Source organism: Acinetobacter sp. F9, from assembly GCF_019195275.1.
GTDB lineage: Bacteria > Pseudomonadota > Gammaproteobacteria > Pseudomonadales > Moraxellaceae > Acinetobacter > Acinetobacter pseudolwoffii.
The window spans coordinates 378,734-395,796 of the sequence record NZ_CP078068.1 but is presented as its reverse complement, the minus strand read 5'-3'; the positions used below and the strand labels follow the sequence as shown (position 1 = coordinate 395,796).

Here is a 17,063-nt window from a genome sequence, read left to right as displayed (position 1 = left end):
CCGCCTTGAATGACTAAAAATTAAAGAGTCTGTTTCTAAACTCCTTAACTGATCAGCATTACTTCTTACAGCGCATTTTTTATTTAGCTATGAACCTTAAAACCAGTCAGCTTGCATATTCCTGCAGCTATCATCAAAGTTCATCAGTAACTTGGCCTGATGTTCAATTTCAGGCAATTCCCAGCGGATAAAATATTGGGCTGCCTGAAACTTGCCCGCCAAAAAGTCCTGATCTTCTTTTTGATCGGAATTGCCAAATTTAAGTTGTGCCTGCTGCGCCATGTCTAAGCAGAGCCAGGCAATCATGGTTTTTCCCATCATGTCTAAATAAAGCCCAGAGTTGGCTAATGCTTCATTGATTTGGTCTTGATGCAAAGCCTGACCTAAAACCTGGGTGGTTTTTTGCACGGTAGCCAGATGCTGTTGAAAGCTTTCTGCCAGTGCGACTAACTTGGGATTCTGAATCTCAGACAACGTATGCTGGATGCGTTGCATCAACAGGCTGAGTCCCTTGCCATTGTGCTGCCAGAGTTTACGCCCAAGCAAATCCAGGGACTGAATGCCATACGTGCCTTCATGAATCGGATTGAGGCGGTTATCGCGGTAGCATTGTTCGACCGGATAATCACGGGTATAACCCGCGCCGCCCAAAACCTGAATCGCCAGATCATTGGCTTTTGGGCCATACGCTGAAGGGAAGGACTTGACCACTGGAGTGATCAGATCAAGCAAGAGGGCACTGTCCTCATCATGTGCTGCCTGATGTTCATCTATCAGACGCGCCGCAAATAAACACAGGGCCAGTGATCCTTCGACATAAGCTTTTTGTGCCAGCAGCATACGTTTTACATCACTATGCTCGATAATATTGACGGGTTTGGAATCAGGCGATTTGTCATGTGCAAGACGACCTTGCGGACGGTTTTTGGCATAGTTTAAGGACTCCAGATAACCGCGATAGCCAATCATGGCTGCGCCGAGGCCTACGCCAACACGCGCTTCATTCATCATTTTAAACATGTATTTTAAGCCATGACCTGCTTCACCAATCAAATAGCCTAAGCAAGCATCATTTTCGCCAAAGCTTAAAACCGTTGAAGTTGTTCCTCTATAACCCATTTTATGCAGTAAACCAGCCAGCTGTACATCATTGGATTCACCTATAGAGCCATCTGGATTGGTTTTAAATTTCGGCACAATGAACAGGGAAATACCCTTGACCCCTTGCGGTGCATCCTGAATCCGCGCCAGAACCAGATGAATAATGTTTTCGGTAATATCCTGATCACCACCAGAAATAAACATTTTCTGGCCTTTAATGTTATAGGTTCCATCTGCCTGAGGAATAGCTTTGGTCGTTAGATCACCCAGAGAAGAACCGACATTCGGCTCGGTCATGGCCATAGTGCCGGCAAAGCGGCCGCTCAACATATGCGGTAAAAACAGCTGTTTTTGTTCTGGTGAGGTAAAGGCCTGAATCAGATTCGCCGCCGCCGCAGTCAGAAAAGAATAGGCAACAGTTGAAGGATTGGCTGACATAAAATAGGCATTGCAGGCCATATTCAATAAAGTCGGGAGTTGCATACCGCCATGTTCATAATCATGCTGGGCACAGAGCAGGCCGGCCTCGGCAAACTGCTGCCACGCCGTTTTGACTTCAGCAATGGTTTTGACCTGCTTCCCATCAAAGCTCGGTTCATGCTGATCGGCTTTGGCATTATGCGGGGCAAAGTAATCGGTCGCGATACCCTTGGCTGTATCTAAAATACTGTCAAAGGTATTTTTATCATGCTCCTGATAACGTTCCAGTTTTGTCAGAGCTTCAAGTTTGAAGACATCATAAAGTAGAAAATTAAGATCTTTATCATTTATTAGCTGGGTCACGGTACTGTCCTGAATGTAAAATCCTTGAGATAGCGCCAAGACTAACAGTTGCTTTTATTCAGCAGGATTGTCAATAATGACATCAAACAGGTAAAAAATGACAATGAGATCAAGATGCAGCGAGTTGTAGTTTTGGGTTTTGATGGCGCTCTGGCTTCTGCCATTACCGGTGTCGTCGATTTATTTGCCATGGCCGGTGTGAGCTGGAACCGCATTCAGCAGCAGGATGTACAGCGCCTGTTTAAAGTCAGTATTGCCAGTCCGGATGGACAACCGATTCGTTGTATTAATGGTCTGGAATTACAGGCACATTGTTCCTATCAAGAGATTCAAACTGCAGATATTGTGGTGGTGCCAACCATAGCTGCACCGATTCAGGATGTATTGCAACAAAACCCTGAGCTGATCCGGTTTCTAAAATCTGCTCATGCAGATTCGACCTTAATTGCTGGAAATTGCACCGGAAATTTCTTTCTGGCAGAAGCCGGTATTTTAGATAATCGCGTGGCAACGACGCATTGGGGCTTTCAAGATATTTTCCGGACGCATTATCCGCAGGTCAAATTGAATGCCGATCTGATGATTAGCCGCGACCAGAATATCTATTGCGCGGGTGGTGGCCTGGCCTGGTTCGACTTAGGTTTGCATCTGATTGAACGTTTTTATGGCTTTGAGGTGGCCATGCAATCGGCCAAATCTTTTGTGATTGATTATCGACGCGATAGCCAGCTGTCTTATTCCTTACTCAAGATTGGACAACCGCATCATGATGAACTGGTGCAAAATGTCCAGAACTGGCTGGAGCAGCATTTTCATGAGTCTTTTAGCTTGGATGATATTGCAACACGTTTTAATGTCACCACGCGTACCTTGATTCGCCATTTTAAACAGGCACTGGACTTGCCGCCAAATCAGTATCTGCAAGCGATCCGAATTGAAGCTGCACGCAAACGTCTGGAAGAAACCGATCAGGCGGTGGATGTGATCATGCAAAATATTGGTTATCAGGACCCAAGTTCATTTCGCCGTTTATTTCATAGAAAAACTGGCTTGACGCCGTTGGAATATCGGCGCCGCTTTAGCCGTCGCTTTTAGAAGTGTTTAATAAGAAGGTTGTATTTCCCCCGCTTTACGGCCATGCAACAGGTAATACCAGATCAGACAGCTGATGGTCAGTACAGCAGAGTACAGGTAAAGTTGACGATAACCGATCTGATCCAGAAGCATGCCGAGGAAATAAGGTCCAAAACCCAAACCTGCATCTAGCGCAATAAAGAAGGTTGAAGTCGCCAGCCCCATACGCTGCAAACTGGTACTTTTTACCGCAATGGTCTGACAGACGGACTGGAGATTACCAAAGCCAAAACCAAGCAGTGCGGCGCTGGCCAATAACATCGTAGCATTATGGGCCTGACTGAGTAATAAAATTCCTAAGGCCATAATCACAATGGCCGGATAGATGATGATGTTTTCACCTTTACGATCCATTAGCGGGCCGGTAAATGGACGTGAAAGCAAAATCGCAATGGCATACATCAGAAAGAAAAAAGAAGCCGTTTCGACTAAATTAATCTCTTTGGCATAGAAATGAATAAAAGATAAGACGCCGGAATAGCAGGTTGCCACAATCAGAACAATCATCGAAATCGGCAAAGCCTTGGGTTCAATATATTGCGCCAGTCTGCTAGATGATTGATTTTCTATATGATTGACTGGATTCGTTATTTTAATCTGTGGCGGCTGAATAAACAGGCTGCAAATCAGGCAGCTGAGTGCGACTACACTGGTAAAAACAAAAATCACCTGATAGTTAAAATTTGACATTAGCCAGATGCCTAAGAAGGGGCCAATCGCTGTGCCAAGTGTGCTGCTCATACTAAAATAACCAATGCCTTCACCACGTCGAGTCGCAGGAATGGTCTGGGCAATCACGGTGCCTAATACCGTTGAGGCCACACCCATCATAAAACCGTGCATCAGACGGATGCCCAGTAAAATTTCCAGCTTGGCCGGAATCAGATAGAGGCCAGAAAAAAGCAGAAAACCTGTCAGACCGGCCACAAGCGTAATTTTTAGGCCCAAACGGTTTAGCAGTTTCCCGATAATAAGACGGCCGAATAAGGTACCGACAATAAACAAGCCAGAAACCAGCCCTGCCTGTGCCGTGGTTGCACCTAATTCTGCTACCGAGTAGCCGACAATCACAATCACCAGCAAATAAAACACCAGCACCAACTGGAAATTCACCAGACTGATCAAAATAAAATTGGGAGTCCATAAAGGCGTTTGTTCTTGGCTCATTAAAGTCGATCCTGCGAAGCGGGTTGTAACTGCTGAATGAGCTGCATCAAGATATTTTTACTACTTTCAATATCATCTGAGGCAATTTGCTCAAGCAACTGCTTTTCAAATGCCTCAATCTGTGTGGAACCCAGGGCAAAAGTCTCGACTCCTTGCTCACTCAGTGTGAATAGCTTCTGACGCTTGTCTGCAGTTTCGAGTTGGCTAATTAGACCGAGTTCCACTAAATTCTGGATACGTTTACTGATGCTGGGTTTAGATACGTTCAAATAATGAGAAATATTCATCAGGGTACATTGCTGATGCGTCTGAATCACATACAGCACTTGCCATAAGGAATAATTTAACTGTGAAGATAATAAAATCGTATTGATTTCATCACTGAGTAACCGTGCACAACGTAATAACAAGGCGCGAAATGGAAGAGAGGCAGAAGGCATATAGTTAACCTGGCTAACTAATTTAGAGCCAATTTACGCCTATTTTTTGGATTACACAAGTGGTCACCGTTCAATTAAATATTCACTTGCATATTTAATTAAATAGCGCTTACACATTGTTAACTTGAGTAAAAAATAACCGACAAAAGTCTACATATTGCCAAGCCAAATTAAGCCTAAGCTAAGACCAAGAAAAAACACTTCACTAATAAATCTAAGCAAGGCTCCTACAAATAATTATATATAGGTGAAATGTATGACCCTGGGTTTAACCGCATTAGAGTTAGCGCGAATACAATTCGCCTTTACTGTCTCTTTTCATATTATTTTTCCTGCAATCTCAATCGGATTGGCCAGCTTTTTGGCGATTCTGGAATGGCGCTGGCTCAAAACCCAAGACCCGATTTATCGGGATCTGTTTAAGTTTTGGGTGAAAATCTTCGCTGTAGCATTTGGGATGGGCGTGGTCTCTGGCGTGGTCATGAGCTATCAGTTCGGCACCAACTGGAGTGAATTCTCCCGGATTGCAGGTGGCGTGACTGGCCCATTACTGGCCTATGAAGTTCTTACCGCCTTTTTTCTGGAAGCGGGCTTTTTGGGAATTATGCTCTTCGGCTGGGGACGGGTGGGGCCACGTGCACACTTTTTCTCGACCTTGATGGTCGCGGTAGGCACCTGTATCTCGATGTTCTGGATTTTATCCTCCAATAGCTGGATGCAAACGCCGCAAGGCTTTGCCATCGAAAATGGTCTGTTTGTCCCCAAAGACTGGATCGCCATCGTATTTAACCCGTCATTTCCCTACCGTTTGGCGCATATGGCCATTGCTGCCTTTTTGGTTTCTGCATTGCTGGTGGCAGCCACAGCAGCCTGGCATCTTATTCAGGGCCGTCGTGATGCCTTGGTCAAAACTTCATTTTCCATGGCAATGTGGCTGATTCTGGCACTTGCGCCGCTACAGGTTTTGGTGGGTGATGTACATGGTCTAAATACGCTTGAACATCAACCCGCCAAACTGGCGGCAATGGAAGGTCATTGGGAAACCAATCATGATGGCGGCATGCCTTTATATCTGTTTGGACTGCCAGATATGCAGGCTGAGGAAACCAAATATGCCATCGCCATTCCTAATCTGGGCAGCTTGATCCTGACACATTCCATGGACGGTACTGTCACCGGCTTAAAGGATTTTGTACCTGAAGACCGTCCTAATTCGGCAATCGTGTTCTGGAGTTTTCGGATCATGGTCGGGCTAGGAATGTTGATGCTACTGCTGGCAATCTGGGGGGCATGGTCACGTAAAAAAGGTCGCTTTTATGAATCCCGAGGATTACATCGGTTTGCCCTGATTATGGGGCCTTCCGGTTTTATTGCCATGCTGGCTGGGTGGTTTACGACGGAGGTTGGCCGTCAACCCTGGGTGGTCTATGGCATCATGCGTACCAAAGATGCCCTATCGCCGGTATCGGCAGAGCAGGTAGGCTTGACCCTGATTATCTTTGTCGTGGTCTACTGTGTGGTCTTTGGCGCCGGTATTTATTATATGTTGCGACTCATGCACAAAGGCCCGGAATTTATTCATTCTACACCCCCACATGAAATTGATAGTGACGTAATTCAGGCATCTCGCCGGCCATTGAGCAGTATTCGCGAGAGTATTGAGGATGGGGCCGATAATGCAGATCAGGAGAATAAAAAATGATTGATTTGTCATTGATTTGGGTGGTGATCATCGCCGTTGGTGTCCTGATCTATGTCATTCTGGATGGTTTTGATCTGGGCATTGGCATTCTATTTCCGTTTTTTCCGCATCAGGATGACCGTGATGTGATGATGAATACTGTTGCGCCTGTCTGGGATGGCAATGAAACCTGGATGGTATTGGGTGGCGCAGGTTTATTTGCAGCATTTCCGCTGGTCTATTCCACCGTATTATCTGCACTGTATATGCCGATCATCCTGATGGTGATTGCGCTGATCTTCCGTGGTGTTGCTTTTGAATTCCGTTTTAAGGCCAATCGCAGTAAACATTGGTGGGACAAAGCCTTTATTGGTGGTTCTGCGCTGACCAGCTTCCTGCAAGGGGTGATTTTAGGCGCTTATATTCAGGGAATTGAAACCCGAAATGGCATTTATGCGGGCGGCGGGCTGGACTGGTTGACACCATTTAGCCTGTTTACCGGTCTGAGTGTCATGGTGCTGTATGCTGCCTTAGGCTGTGGCTGGCTGATTTTTAGAACGGCCGATCAGTTACAAGACCGTATGTATCAGCTAATGCCAAAAATGATTATCGCCTTATTGATTATCCTGGGCGCTGTCAGTATTTATACGCCGCTGACTCATCCGCAGATTGCGGAACGCTGGTTTAGTCAGCCACAATTTATGTATCTCATGCCCGTGCCGATCTTAGTCCTGTTATTTACCTGGCTGGCTTTACGTGCCTGCAAACAACGTAAGGAACTTAGCCCATTCATGTACATGCTGGTGCTGGTTTTTCTGGCCTATACCGGATTTCTGATCAGTCTCTGGCCTTATATCATTCCACCGTCAGTGACCATCTGGGAGGCGGCAGCGCCAGAAAGTAGTCAATTATTTACCTTAATTGGTGCTTTATTACTTATTCCAATCATTCTGATTTATACCGGCGTGTCGTACTGGGTATTCCGCCATAAAGTGCGGGTCGGGGATGATGGCTATCATTAAGGAGCAACAATGAAAGGGAAGCAGATATTATGGTTTGTGGGCCTATGGATTTTAGGCTTCGTTACTCTGGCTTTAATTGCAGGCGCATTCAGGTTTTTTGTCCATCTGGCGTATTAATTTAAAAATTAAAAAGTGATCTGGCGAGCCGGATCACTTTTTAATAGCGAAGAGAAATCAGCAAAGATTAGGATTTTACCTGTTTTCGATACACACTTGGGCGTACAGGTCGGCTACTTTTCCAGAGTCCTTTTTTCTGTTTTTTGGCTTTGTTTTGCAAGTCCAGCATATAGCGTAAATGGTTTTTATCTTTAATATAATCTTCGTAGACCCATGCTGCGCCGCGTTTCACGATTTCTTCATTGATATTTTTACGATAGCGGTAAACGACGCCGACGCAGCGACCATAACGGTCAATATCTGTAATTTTCACGCGAACTATTTTGTTTTTCACCATGCTTTTAACTAGACGCTGTGACTCTTTGCCATAGCTTTGGCTGGATTCTGGCGCATCCACATAGGCAAAACGTAGTCTGGTTTCAGAACGTCTAATATTGAAACGGTAGCAGGTGAGGGTATCCCCATCGCTAACCGCCTTAACACGACACCAGTATTTCTGTCCTTTTTTAAAGGGACGAAATATATCCTTGAGGTAAATGGTGAGTTTGTGCAGCAAATAATAGGAAAAGCATAAGGCAAATAAACCCAGCACAATTTGCCAGGTGGGAGAAAGAGGCAACAAGCTAAAATCCAGATCATCAAAAGAAGCTGTAGAAGAACAACAGCAAGCAGATGCATGATTGTAGAGGAAAGCCCCAAGCACTAGAGTTCAAAAGCTAAACAGTCAGTGTTTCATTTTGTATTTATAAATAGCCTAAGCAATTTAGGTTGAGCCTGACATTTTAGGCTACAATACCAACCATTAGAATAGCCTAAGCAAAATTCATATCTACTTAAAATAGCCTAAGTAAAAATGTTATTAATTTCGCTTCGCAAAAATTGATGTCTCTTATTTTCCTGTAAATCTTTGTGCCAATACATTCCCATATTAATCTTAGGCAGTTGCACAGGCACTTCAAAAAAATTCAGAATTTTGGCTATCTGTAAATGTTCTAAGATATTGCGTGGCATAGTCAACATCGCTTGGGGATATTGCTCCAAAATTTGCAACGCAGTTGAATAATGCTGACAGCGTAAAAAAATCTGTCTTGAAAGCTGCTTACGGCTCAAATACAGATCTTCAATTAAGATACCTGTACGGCGAGATGATACGCCTATATGTGGGGAGGAAAGATAGGATTGTTCTGAAATTTTATTTTGCTGCGTACAGACGACAAATTCATCTTGTACTAAGGGTTCAAACTGAATTTTATCTCCCAGTTTTTGCTCAAGATCCATGACAAAATCGACCTGCTGCGCCGCCAGGTCAGCACTGATATTTTTACGATCCAGCTTGATGCTACTAAACTGAATATCCAGATTCATTTTCTGAAAATGTGCCACCAACTTTGGAAAAATCATTGGTTCAATTTCATCATGTACGGCAATTTTTAAACTTTGCACCATATTTGGTTGAAATTGTTGATGCTGAATAGAAATACTTTGAATCGTCATCAGGGCATTTTTAATGGCGGGATAAATCTGTTCAGCAAACGGCGTGGGTTGCATTTTTGCACCAAAACGTACGAACAGATCATCCTGCAACTGATTTCTGAGCCGCTGCAAAGCGTGACTGGCAGCAGATTGGGTGATACATAATCGCTGTGCTGCTTTAGAAATACTGTTCTGTTCAAAAATAGCGACAAAAAGTGGATATAAATTGATATCTATACGATGGAAAACACTCATATCCATCAGTGTTTTATTATGAATGCTATGCATGATGAGCTATGGATTAAAATCATTTTATTCATAATAGTTTTTAAGTTAAGGTCTTGTAAAGCAGAATACAAAATATCCAGAGGGAAATAGCCATGTTTGAGTTATCCGCACGCGCACAAGACTATGTTGAACGGACTAAAAAATTTATTAAAGATGAAATCGACGCCGTTGAAGCCGATTTTTGGCAGCAAGTGCATGAGTTAAATCAAGGCAGTGACTGGACCAAATGGCAATGGCCGACTGAACTGGAAACTTTAAAAGCCAAAGCCAAAGCAGCAGGGCTGTGGAATATGTTTCTGCCATGTCCTGAACTGGGCCAAGGTTTATCAGTCAATGAATATGCTCATATTGCCGAGCTTTCGGGCCGTAGCCTGATTGCACCGACCGTATTTAACTGTAATGCGCCAGACAGCGGCAATATGGAAGTCCTCTGGCGTTATGGCTCTGAAGAACAGAAACAGCAATGGCTTCTGCCATTACTTGAAGGCAAAATCCGTTCTGTATTTTGTATGACTGAACCGGCGGTGGCTTCTAGTGACGCGACCAATATGCAAGCAACGGCGGTCATCGAAGGCGATGAAATTGTTCTGAATGGCCGTAAATGGTGGTCATCAGGTCTGGGCGATCCTAATGCCAAAGTCATTATTTTTATGGCGCATACGCCAGATGAAAGCAAAGACCGTCATCATCAGCATTCCATGGTTCTGGTTCCTGTCGATACGGCGGGTGTGAAAATCGAAAGAATGTTATCGGTATTTGGCGACTATGATGCACCGCATGGTCATGGTGAAGTCAGTTTTGAAAATGTCCGCGTTCCAGTTGCCAGTTTTATTGGTGGTGCCGGTCAAGGCTTTGAAATTGCTCAAGGTCGTCTCGGGCCAGGCCGTATTCACCACTGTATGCGTTGTATCGGTGCTGCGGAAAAATCTTTGGAGCTGATGATTGACCGCGGTATGAGCCGGACTGCCTTTGGTAAAGAAATTTTAAAACTGGGTGGTAATCTGGAACGTGTTGCTGAAGCACGGGTCGCAATTGATCAGGCACGTCTTTTAACCTTGTATGCAGCCTATAAAATGGATACTTTAGGGAATATGGCGGCTTTGACTGAAATCTCGGCCATTAAAGTGGTTGCGCCAAGTGTATTAGAAAAAGTAGTGGACATGGCCATACAAATTCACGGTGGTGCTGGTGTCTCCCGTGATACGCCACTCACCGGATTCTTTGCTCAGGCACGTGCCCTACGTTTGGCGGATGGACCAGATGAAGTGCATAAAGGTATGATCGCAAAACTGGAACTGGCTAAACGTGGTTACAGTACACGCCATAAAAAATAAGCTTAAACACGATATAAAGTTTGAAGACATTTGAAAAAGAATTGAAGGAAAAATTATGGCAGTTATTGATGTCGGTGGATCGGTTCGTGCAGGTGAGGAACTGGATGTTCAGGCTGTAGGAAACTGGCTGATTGGGCAGGGAGTTCAACTTGAAGGTCCGGTCGAAGTTACTCAATATTCGGGTGGCGCATCGAACTGGACTTATCGTCTGAAATATACCAATGCCGATCTAATTCTGCGTCGTCCACCCAAAGGTACCAAAGCCAAATCTGCCCACGACATGGCCCGTGAATTTAAGGTTCAGCACGCACTTTCCGAGTTTTATCCGGTATTACCAGAGATGGTGGCACTTTGTCAGGATGAATCCGTGATTGGCTGCGACTTCTATGTGATGAAACGCATTGAAGGCATTATTCCACGCGCCAATTTACCCAGAGAACTGAATTTTAATGAAGCTCAGGTACGTGAACTGTGTATTAACGTCATTGATAAGCTGATTGAGTTGCATCAGGTGCCTTATGTGGGTACTGAACTGGAGAAATTAGGCAAAGGCGAGGGCTATTGTCATCGTCAGGTAGATGGTTGGGATGCACGTTATGCCAAAGCCAAGACCTTGAATGTGCCATCTTTCAGATATGTCCGTCAGTGGCTTAAAGACAATACCCCAGTGGATGCTAAAACCTGTCTGATTCACAATGACTGGCGTTTTGATAATGTCATTTTAGATCCAAACGATCCGACTCAAGTCATTGGCGTTCTGGATTGGGAAATGGCGACACTCGGTGATCCATTGATGGATCTGGGTTCAGCTTTGGCTTACTGGGTTGAAGATACGGATAATGCAATTTTTAAAGCCACACGTCGTCAACCCACCAACTTAAAAGGCATGTTTAGCCGTAAAGAAGTGGTGGATTATTATCTGGAAAAAACCGGATTAACCCCTGAAAACTGGACCTTCTATGAAGTCTTTGGAATTTTCCGTTTAGCGGTGATCGCGCAGCAAATTTATTATCGCTATTATCATAAACAGACCAATAATCCAGCATTTAAGGATTTCTGGATTGTGATTCATGCCTTGCATATTCGTGCCTTAAAACTGATTGGCCGCCAGAAAATTGAGGCCAATGATATTGCACAGAAATATATGACCAAATTTAAGGAGTTCATGCCGAAATGACGACGATTTATTTAATCCGCCATGGACAGGCGTCTTTCGGTGCAGAAAGCTATGACAAACTTTCTCCAAATGGTGAATTACAAGCCAAATTATTGGGCCGCTATTTTGATGAAATTTTAAAAGAAGCACCTTATGTGGTGGCAGGCTCCATGCAGCGTCATCAACAAACGGCGCAATTGGCCTTGGCTGAATGTTTTCCTGAAAGTGAGCCAGTTACAGATTCAGCTTGGAACGAATTTAATCATCAACAAGTCTTTGCTCAATATGAGCCACGCTTTAATCAGCCAGAACTGCTGAAAGAAGATGTATCGCAGCATGCCAATCCACGCGCCTATTTAAGTAAAATTTTTGAAGGTGCAATTGAGCGCTGGACTGGCGGTGACTATCACCATGAATATGAAGAATCCTGGCCAGATTTCAAACATCGGGTGGAAACGGCATTGCAGCATTTGTGTGATGATCTGGCTGAAAAGAAACCGCGCTATGCTGTAGTGTTTACGTCGGGCGGAGTCATTTCGGTTGCTGCGGGCAAAATTCTCGGTTTGTCTCCGAATAAAACTTTTGCTTTAAACTGGGCAATTACCAATACCAGCATGACCACGCTACGTCTGGTAGGCAACCAACCCCAGCTATTAAGCCTAAATGAACATCATTATATTAAAGCGCAACGTCCGGATTTATTGACCTGGATTTAAATCTATATTGCAAATCTGATTGCTTAGAAAAATAAAGGAATAAGGTAAAACACATGGCAAAAACAATTTTAATTACTGGTGCAAGTTCAGGAATTGGTGCAGGTATGGCACGCGAATTTGTTCAGAAAGGCTATAACCTGGCCATCTGCGCGCGTCGCCTGGATCGTTTGGAAATACTTAAACAAGAGTTGGAGAGTCAATACGGCATTCAAGTAATTGCTAAAACTTTAGATGTCACTAATTATGATCAGGTCTTTGACGTATTTCGTGCTTTTAAACAAGATTTTGGCACGATTGACCGAGTGATTGTCAATGCCGGAGTCGGTGAAGGCCGTCGTATTGGCAAGGGCAACTTTGCCATTAATAAGGCCACAGTTGAAACCAATTTCATTTCGGCCTTGGCACAATGTGAAGCAGCAGTAGAGATTTTCCGGGCGCAAAATTCAGGCCATCTGGTCATGATTTCTTCAATGAGTGCCATGCGCGGTATGCCTAAACATTTAACCGCTTATGGTGCAAGTAAGGCAGGTGTTGCACATCTGGCCGAAGGGATTCGTGCCGAACTGATTGATACACCAATCAAAGTCACCACAATTTTCCCGGGCTATATTCGTACCGAACTTAATGAAGGCGCCAAGAAACTGCCATTTGAAGTGGATGAAAAAACCGGATCGCGTTTACTTGCTGCTGAAATTGAAAAAGCGCCAGTAAAGGCTTATGTGCCAAAATGGCCATGGCTGCCATTGGGTCTGGCGATGAAAATATTGCCGCTGAAATTGGTGAATAAATTAGGCTAAGGTTTAAAATCTAAAAGCTCCATAAGGGGCTTTTTACTTTTCTAGAACTTCAGAACTTTTTTTGCTGGTAATTTCACTTGAAAAAATTGCTTTGCAAAGTCAACGCTAATGCTAGCGTTAGCAAAGTTGCAGATAAAAATGTGCCAAATACATGCACTATCCTGTGTAAAGAAAACAAAGCTCGTTAATTCGATTAATCAGGATCAGGTAGTTTGATAAGCTTTTAATAATGAAATATTTATTATTTCAAGGCAAACCAAGTTTAATTAATATAGAGATAAATTGCTGTTAAAAAACAGATTTTTTAGAGACTGAATCTCATAAAAAATTACGCATGACCTCCCTGTATTTTTATTCATCTTAGAAAAAGTGCCAAAATTGTCCAAAACTTGGACATACTCGCTCGGACAGTCAAAAGATCACTTCTCTTTTTTTTAATTTCCTTTAATGTGCAACTGTCCAGAAATTAAAGGTTCTCTATATGTCTACATCTTCAGAGATGACAGACCAGCAGCGTATCTCCAAAGTTAGAACTGTGGTGACACAGGCAGGTGAAGATTTACGTAACCGTTATCCAATATTGAAACATCAAAATTTTATTGGTGCCAGTATTCTCGGTTTTGCCTGGATCGGTATGGTTTTATGCGCATTGGCCTATGCCTATGGCTATCTTTCTGTATGGCTGACGATTCCTTTAATTGCAATTTTTGCTTCATTAACGCATGAATTAGAGCATGACTTAATTCATTATATGTATTTCAAAAAAACGCCCTGGGCACATCACTTGATGCTGGCTTTGGTGTGGTTGGCGCGTCCAAATACCATTAGTCCGTGGGCACGTCGTCGTTTACACCTGCATCATCATAAATATTCTGGAACTGAACATGATCTGGAAGAACGTGGAATCAGCAATGGTATGCCCTGGGGAATTCGCCGGATTTTGATCATCAGTGATCAATTGATGTCGGTTTATCTGCGTCCTTTTCAGATGTTTAAAATGATCCATCTTTTTCTGGAAAAACAGCCTGAAAAAGAACGTAAAATTGCCATGATTTCCCAGCTATTGGGCTTTGTGCCATTAAGCATTCTTTATTATGGCTTATTTTATTTATTTGTCGTGTTCCATGTTTCAAATGCAATCGTGCCTTTATTTGGCTATGAGATGCGCTGGTCGCAAGTCGTAATCGAAGCAATGCCAATCATTAATTTTATTGCAGTCATCTGGCTGATTCCCAATTTTATCCGTTCATTTAGCCTGCAATTTGTCAGCTCGAATATGCATTATTATGGCGATATTGATCCGAGGGATGTCATCAAGCAAACACAAGTACTGACGCCTTGGTGGATGATGCCATTTCAGTTGTTTTGCTGCAATTTTGGGGCCACGCATGCGATTCATCACTTTGTCGTTAAAGAGCCTTTTTATATTCGTCAAATGACCTCGAAAACGGCGCATAAAGTGATGAAAGAAGTGGGCGTACGTTTTAATGACCTGGGCACATTTAAACGTTTAAACCGCTGGAATGATATTCAAACAAAATAAAACTAAATTAAAAAAATCCTGCAAATGCAGGATTTTTTTATCTACTCTTTGGAATTTGCAAAGAAGTGCAGCAAAGCATCTTGCAATATCACCTGCCAAATTGCATAGGAATGTGCGCCTTCATAAACCTGATATCTGACCTCATGCCCTTTGGATTTTAAAGCTTGTGCCACGATGGGTGACGTTTCCAGAATACTTAAGTCATTGTTGGTACGCGAAGATTCATAACGATTCGCTGAAATATGAAAATACTGTTGAGGCTGATTCTTTAAGTTATGAATCAATTGATTCATACCATTGATTTTTGAGTGTGGTTCAGGTGACCACCAGAACGAGCCGGATAAAGGCACAGCATGACTAATGTGCTGCGGATTTTCCAAGGCAAGATAAGCTGCACTCAGCCCTCCCAAACTGGAACCGAGAAGAACTGTTTTTTGCTTATCATGTACAATTTTCTGATCGAGCCAAGGCAAAAATTCCTGATTAAAAAAACCTGAAAATTTCGGGTTTGGTGTCAGCTCTTTAGGACGAAGTTCACTATTCGGTGCATGTAAAAAAACCGCTTGAATCGGTGGAAGTTTGCCTTGTTCCACCAGAATATCCAGCACTTTTGGCACATCAACCAAATGGGCATATTCATTTCCATCAAAGAAAATAGCCGTGATATAAGATTGTTGTGCAGTTTTTTTAGATTGATAGATTTCAACGCGACGTTGATTTTTTAAAAACTGGCTGGATAGCTGATAACGTTTTAGTTCAGGCTGCGGATGATCTGGATAGCGTTTAGGATCGATAAAGGGAGGGGCTTGATCCAGGGCGATAATATTTTCATTCCTCAGTTTAGAGGCAGTATTTTCTTTAAGCCAGCGTTTTGGATTCAATGGATCAAGTTGTAATACCTGCAATACAGCACGGCGCTGCGCCCGGGGTTCTTTGAGTTCTGGGTTTAAATGTGCACAGTAATTCGATAGATAACCCTCCAGATTTGGTAAATCCACTGCAAAACTATAACTGCCGATATAGCGACGGTTCACAATATTTTCCTTAAACCAGATCTCGGTATCGGGCAGGCGAGTCAACCATTCATGATCATTACTCGGGCCACCGACCAGACGCACATTATGTTTGGCTGCTTTCCATAAAAAAATCAGTCGAACATGATCCTGATCAAGTGGCTCAATAATCGGTGTAGTTTGATTTTGCACTTTATCCCAGAATTGTTGGATTAATCCGGCTCGGTTTTCAGGAGACTGCTTTAATTGCTGCTGTAAACTTTTTAACAGGTCGCTTTCGGGTTGAACTGCTTCACACGCTGCAGCATAAGGTGCTTGCTCCATTGAGGAAGGTGAATCTGCCAAACTATGTAATGATAGTGCGCTTAGTAAGAGTGTGCTTAAGTATAAGTATTTCAAATCATCCCCCAATTAATTTTAAAAAATAGTAATGATAATTATTATCAATTATAAACACAGATTTGTCTTTCAATTATTTTTATATATTTATTCAATTATTTACATGATGTTTTATCAAAATTCATAGCATGACAGGTTACAATAAAGTTCTAATTCATTGTTTTATATTTAAAGTATAGATTTATGTGGCTGAAAATATCGACTCTTGCATTAATTCCAGCATTGGTAATTCAGGGCAATCGCGTCAAAAAAAACACTGTGCAACTCCCAGAACCGGAGGGTGAACGTGAAGGAACGTGCGGTCAAGGCCAGCCGCTTTCTATACTGATTGTCGGCGATTCTGCGGCTGCCGGCGTTGGGGTAGAGCATCAGGATGATGCATTGCTGGGCGCCATTTTAAAAGATTTGCAGCATAACTTTAAAATTCAATGGAAATTGCATGCAAAAACAGGGGATAGCACAGCTAAAGTGATTCGTGCCATAGAACAACTGGAGACAGAACATTTTGATGTGGTCATTAGCTCAGTTGGTGTAAATGATGTAACCAAGCTCATGCCGGCTGATATCTGGATTCAAAAACAGAAAAAACTATATGCCATGATTCAACAAAAATTCAGTCCTGAACTGGTCATTGCAGCAGGTGTGCCACCCATGAATATGTTCCCGGCATTACCAAATCCTTTGGCCTGGTTATTTGGACAATATGCCAAAAAAATGAATCAGCAACTGGCGAAATTCGTAGCAAGCCAAGACAGCATGCAATGGATTGAATATGATATTGAAAAATATCGTGCCATGAATTTAGAAATGGCTGCAGATGGTTTTCATCCGAGTAAGGAAGTTTATACACTTTGGGGACAAGAAGTGGCTAGCAAGATTCGGCAGACACTCTAAAATAG

The 17,063-nt window shown here is 43.1% G+C and carries 16 protein-coding genes; 10 read left to right on the top strand and 6 right to left on the bottom strand.

Features of this window, described 5'->3' with window-relative positions; all coding sequences use genetic code 11:
* Window positions 1-96: 96 nt before the first annotated feature.
* Window positions 97-1,884 carry an acyl-CoA dehydrogenase gene (locus tag KT990_RS01780; protein WP_005097028.1) on the bottom strand — a complete coding sequence of 596 codons (1,788 nt, stop codon included), beginning with the start codon at window positions 1,882-1,884 and terminating at the stop codon, window positions 97-99.
* Window positions 1,885-1,998: 114 nt separating this feature from the next.
* On the opposite strand from KT990_RS01780, the gene KT990_RS01775 reads away from it, so the two are divergent.
* Window positions 1,999-2,979, top strand: coding sequence for a GlxA family transcriptional regulator (locus KT990_RS01775; RefSeq protein WP_005097027.1), 981 nt, complete (start codon window positions 1,999-2,001; stop codon window positions 2,977-2,979).
* 6 nt (window positions 2,980-2,985) lie between these two features.
* Here the strand turns inward: KT990_RS01775 and KT990_RS01770 are convergent, their stop codons facing one another.
* Complete coding sequence (locus tag KT990_RS01770; protein WP_005097026.1) at window positions 2,986-4,185, bottom strand: MFS transporter; 1,200 nt, start codon at window positions 4,183-4,185, stop codon at window positions 2,986-2,988.
* Window positions 4,185-4,625 carry a MarR family winged helix-turn-helix transcriptional regulator gene (locus tag KT990_RS01765; RefSeq protein ID WP_159138084.1) on the bottom strand — a complete coding sequence of 147 codons (441 nt, stop codon included), beginning with the start codon at window positions 4,623-4,625 and terminating at the stop codon, window positions 4,185-4,187. The genes KT990_RS01770 and KT990_RS01765 overlap by 1 nt, the downstream gene beginning before the upstream one ends.
* A 256-nt stretch (window positions 4,626-4,881) precedes the next feature.
* Here KT990_RS01765 and KT990_RS01760 point away from each other — a divergent pair, with 256 nt between their 5' ends.
* From KT990_RS01760 to KT990_RS13450, 3 genes are read left to right on the top strand one after another with little or no spacing between them, the layout of a single operon-like run.
* Window positions 4,882-6,327 carry a cytochrome ubiquinol oxidase subunit I gene (locus tag KT990_RS01760; RefSeq protein ID WP_005097024.1) on the top strand — a complete coding sequence of 482 codons (1,446 nt, stop codon included), beginning with the start codon at window positions 4,882-4,884 and terminating at the stop codon, window positions 6,325-6,327.
* Window positions 6,324-7,328: a cytochrome d ubiquinol oxidase subunit II gene (gene cydB / locus KT990_RS01755; protein ID WP_005097023.1), complete on the top strand. Its 1,005-nt coding sequence runs from the start codon at window positions 6,324-6,326 to the stop codon at window positions 7,326-7,328. Before KT990_RS01760 ends, cydB begins: the two co-directional genes overlap by 4 nt.
* A gap of 9 nt (window positions 7,329-7,337) precedes the next feature.
* Window positions 7,338-7,445, top strand: coding sequence for a DUF2474 domain-containing protein (locus KT990_RS13450; RefSeq protein WP_100328576.1), 108 nt, complete (start codon window positions 7,338-7,340; stop codon window positions 7,443-7,445).
* Between the two features lie 67 nt (window positions 7,446-7,512).
* Here the strand turns inward: KT990_RS13450 and KT990_RS01750 are convergent, their stop codons facing one another.
* Both KT990_RS01750 and KT990_RS01745 read right to left on the bottom strand, forming a co-directional pair.
* Entirely contained in the window at window positions 7,513-8,067 is a 555-nt protein-coding gene (locus KT990_RS01750) for a thermonuclease family protein (protein WP_005170726.1), read from the bottom strand.
* Between the two features lie 221 nt (window positions 8,068-8,288).
* Window positions 8,289-9,206 carry a LysR family transcriptional regulator gene (locus KT990_RS01745; protein WP_074382731.1) on the bottom strand — a complete coding sequence of 306 codons (918 nt, stop codon included), beginning with the start codon at window positions 9,204-9,206 and terminating at the stop codon, window positions 8,289-8,291.
* A 92-nt stretch (window positions 9,207-9,298) separates the two neighbouring features.
* Between KT990_RS01745 and KT990_RS01740 the strand changes: the two genes are divergently transcribed.
* The 5 genes from KT990_RS01740 to KT990_RS01720 all read left to right on the top strand — a co-directional run bounded on the left by KT990_RS01740 (window position 9,299) and on the right by KT990_RS01720 (window position 14,752).
* A complete protein-coding gene (locus tag KT990_RS01740) occupies window positions 9,299-10,540 on the top strand; it encodes an acyl-CoA dehydrogenase family protein (protein WP_180001444.1) in 1,242 nt (413 codons plus the stop codon).
* A gap of 55 nt (window positions 10,541-10,595) precedes the next feature.
* Window positions 10,596-11,717, top strand: coding sequence for a phosphotransferase family protein (locus KT990_RS01735; protein WP_005097016.1), 1,122 nt, complete (start codon window positions 10,596-10,598; stop codon window positions 11,715-11,717).
* A complete protein-coding gene (locus tag KT990_RS01730) occupies window positions 11,714-12,412 on the top strand; it encodes a histidine phosphatase family protein (RefSeq protein ID WP_005097015.1) in 699 nt (232 codons plus the stop codon). Before KT990_RS01735 ends, KT990_RS01730 begins: the two co-directional genes overlap by 4 nt.
* A 53-nt stretch (window positions 12,413-12,465) precedes the next feature.
* A complete protein-coding gene (locus tag KT990_RS01725) occupies window positions 12,466-13,209 on the top strand; it encodes an SDR family oxidoreductase (protein ID WP_218209026.1) in 744 nt (247 codons plus the stop codon).
* 481 nt (window positions 13,210-13,690) lie between these two features.
* Window positions 13,691-14,752, top strand: coding sequence for a fatty acid desaturase (locus KT990_RS01720; protein ID WP_074382733.1), 1,062 nt, complete (start codon window positions 13,691-13,693; stop codon window positions 14,750-14,752).
* Between the two features lie 41 nt (window positions 14,753-14,793).
* Here the strand turns inward: KT990_RS01720 and KT990_RS01715 are convergent, their stop codons facing one another.
* Entirely contained in the window at window positions 14,794-16,164 is a 1,371-nt protein-coding gene (locus tag KT990_RS01715; RefSeq protein ID WP_228730811.1) for an alpha/beta hydrolase-fold protein, read from the bottom strand.
* Window positions 16,165-16,347: 183 nt separating this feature from the next.
* Here KT990_RS01715 and KT990_RS01710 point away from each other — a divergent pair, with 183 nt between their 5' ends.
* The gene (locus tag KT990_RS01710; protein WP_005097011.1) at window positions 16,348-17,058 is read left to right on the top strand and encodes an SGNH/GDSL hydrolase family protein; all 711 of its coding nucleotides are present in this window, start codon (window positions 16,348-16,350) and stop codon (window positions 17,056-17,058) included.
* The last annotated feature ends 5 nt before the right edge of the window (window positions 17,059-17,063 follow it).